The organism is Vibrio sp. 2-Bac 85 (assembly GCF_037546705.1).
Lineage (GTDB): Bacteria > Pseudomonadota > Gammaproteobacteria > Enterobacterales > Psychromonadaceae > Psychromonas.
The window spans coordinates 1-3213 of record NZ_JALAAB010000038.1 but is presented as its reverse complement, the minus strand read 5'-3'; the positions used below and the strand labels follow the sequence as shown (position 1 = coordinate 3213).

The window sequence follows — 3213 nt, the reverse complement described above, 5'->3', positions numbered from 1 at the left end:
GGGGTTCTAGGGATTTTCCCCTCTAAAGTAACATAAATCGCCACAACCCTCGCAGTTAATGGCTTGTGGAGCTGGGTTACCTTTCATTTTAGACTTCATTTTCAACAATAGGCCTAGTTATTTCCTGTAAATCAGGTAGTTTGCGGTTACTAGCGAACTGATAAGTGCCGCTCAGATTAATGTTCTGCCATGCAACGGGTGATACTTGTCGAGTTATTGCTGCTTTTTCCTCGTCACCAACTTCTTCAAAGTGCAGTAATAGATGACTTAGGATCATCGAGTTAAAGTAGATAATAGCATTTGCCGTCAAACGGGCACACTCGTTCCAGACGACTATTTCTGATTCGTTTTTTCCACGGAACTGGTCACGATTGACCGATGCAATAGCTCGCCTGAGGAAATGCCAGGCTTCGCCTCGGTTCAGTGCTCGTTGAACATATTGGCGCAGACTTGCATCATCAATATAATCAAGTAAATATTGGGCTTTGATGAGCCTATTATATTCCGTTAATGCTTGTAATATAGGGTGTCTAGATGGATAACCAGATAATTTGCGTACTAGCAATGCCTGTGTTGTGCGTTTTTCTTGAAGGGATAACACAATACGCTGAATATCCTGCCAGCCTTCTTCAATCACATTCATTTTTATCGGCTTTTTCAGCGCCAGATGCGTGTTTCCGTCGTCGCTTTCAGTTACGTTAAATAGGTCATTGATCACACTGGTGAACTGAGCATACCTAGGCGCAAAACTATAACCGCATAAATCCAATAAGGCATAATTAACATGATTAACACCATGGGTGTCGGTTGAGAGGACATCTGGCTTAAGATCACTAGTATTAGATTGTAGTAAGTCGTAAATATAATGGGACTCATGCTCATTAGATCCTATGATACGGGCATTTAACGCACTATGATTGGCAACTAACGTCATGGCCGTAATACCTTTGTTGGTGCCGAAGTATTTCGAGGAGTAGCGAGTTTTAAAAGTCTCAAGGTGAGTTTCAAATTTTTGCCCATCGGTACTGGCGTGCAGGACGTCTTCTTGGATGTGATAGTGGCGGAAAATAGGGAGTGCCGCTACTGCGTTATTGATGATATCACTAGCCTCTTGCAAGGTTTCAGGCCTAATATAATTAGCTTGTATAGTGCTTAGATGCTCATAACTGCGATCAGATATTTGTGCCATCCCATATACGCCGCGATGTGTCGCATTCGCAATTAGAATAGCCAATAAATCATCCTGATTGGCGCCTACTTGTTTTTGTATTGGCAGCACGTGTGCGAAGCATTGCATAAAGTTGGTTTCTTGTTCAACATAACGCAACACATCAGCAATACTGACGGGGATCATTTGTTTAAAGAAAGGGTTGTTGACAAGTGATTGGGAGCCTTTAACTGGCAGTCGCCATCGTGTGCCACTTCGGCTCTTCATGATCACATTGCGGTTATCACCATTATCAATGTGACGAGCAACATCTTCTAGGGATGTTGTTAAGCGTATTTGTTTTACTTGCAGTAGCTTCTGAATCGGCTGCTTTAGCTTTTCCAATGTTGATGATGCCAATAGATCAGGCTGTATTGACGATGCAATTAAGTCGTCTTCTAGCGCACGATATTTAGTGACGTTTGATAAGTAAATTCGACCATTAAGCCGAGAAGCCAGTTGACGGTAAAGCAACCATTCGTATCGCTGTGGATGAACAACATCCTTGTTAATTAACCATGGACGATGTTTTTGTTGGATAAGTGTACTATCCATTGTTTGCAATGTATTACCTGCTAATAGTTCTGTTTTTGTGGTTTTGAGCTGGGTCACTAATGCTTCTGAGCCTTTACCTGCTTGGCATTCAAGACATAGAAACACGGGCCTTAATAACTGCTCAATTAACCCGTTTTGATCATCATAATATTGCCATTGATATTCTTCTACCGTGCGTTTTTGCTTTTTTAAGTACAGGCATAGCGTTTCTATATCTTGGTTATTCATTACACTTAATGCTTGTTGCCTAACCGTTGCAAATGGTTGATTATCGTCGATACTGTCATCAACAAACAGATGCAGTAATTCTGCGGCTTTGGTGACATTGTCTGCAGCTGACCTCCATGAGTCAAACACTGCCTGTTGGGCAAACGCATGCGCAGCTTCTTGTTGTTTACGGATATGATGAATAAACCCATCAGCCAATCGCTCTAGGCTTTGCCGTATGCGTTGAGTCAGAAAACACAGCAACCATAGGTGTTGCTGTGGACGCTTAAAGCGTTTTAGTTTACTGCCATAATAATCCACCATTTCACCGAAGTGTTGTTGGTTTTTAGACGATAAGGCTAAGCCCTTAACAGCATTATCAATCTGTCTTGTATAAGGCTGTAACTGATGATACACCGTCAGTTCTTTTTTTAGCTCTGTCACCATAACGCTTTTTGCACCGGCTCGAAGCTGGCTTAAGGAGAGCCCATCTTTGTCATCGATAATAGTATTTAGAAATCCGTGTAGTTCAGATGAAACATGAATACGAAGCTTATTATTTAACGCCTTCTTGACCTGTTGGATAACACGACTGATAAGCTTTTGTAAGACAGTATATTTAGGGATGGCAATTCTATGCGTTGCTAGATATTCAGCGGCTGCATCGAATAGATAACGAGGCTCAAGCCAAGCTTTGCCGACCATAACAAGATGTTCGTACAGCGGCGCAAAGTGCAGACTTTCGTCCCATTTCTGATAGTTTAATAACCTCAGTATTCTTTGATATATACGGTCACGCTGCATCTTATTAATGCTGAAAGGCCTGATCCCTTTGCCTCCTTGAACTTGCGTTGAAATAAACTGCATATCGTCAAAGATGAGGTTAAAGCTAGGTGAAAGAATCACAGGCTTAGACTTAAAATACCCTAATAACGCAATGAAATAGCATCGGTGGTTCCTTAGGCGAATACTTTTCAACTCTGTTAACTCGATCTCGTTTGGCGTAAAATACAATCGTTGTTGTTCAAGTGATAATAGCGGCGGAGAATATAGATCAAGCTGCTCAGCTTTGGTAAGAATTGATAGTTCGTTTTTTATAGCCATAGGAATTAAATTAAGTTTAAGGGGTTGTTAACCTCATAATTTGCCATACTTTGGAGAAGTAACCCACCTTTGTATGCCTTTAAATATGGTGAGTATGGCGATTTATGTTACTTTAGAGGGGAAAATCCCTAGAACCCCAA

Annotated in this window: 1 protein-coding gene; it reads right to left on the bottom strand. The window is 41.4% G+C overall.

The window, feature by feature from the left end; translation table 11 throughout:
* Nucleotides 1-88: 88 nt before the first annotated feature.
* Nucleotides 89-3073: a Tn3-like element ISKox2 family transposase gene (locus MT390_RS19605; RefSeq protein ID WP_008126957.1), complete on the bottom strand. Its 2985-nt coding sequence runs from the start codon at nucleotides 3071-3073 to the stop codon at nucleotides 89-91.
* Nucleotides 3074-3213: the final 140 nt, after the last annotated feature.

Coding starts and splice junctions, on each gene's coding strand:
- MT390_RS19605 (WP_008126957.1), bottom strand. CDS start 3,073: ATGGCTATAAAAAACGAACTATCAATTCTTACCAAAGCTGAGCAGCTT.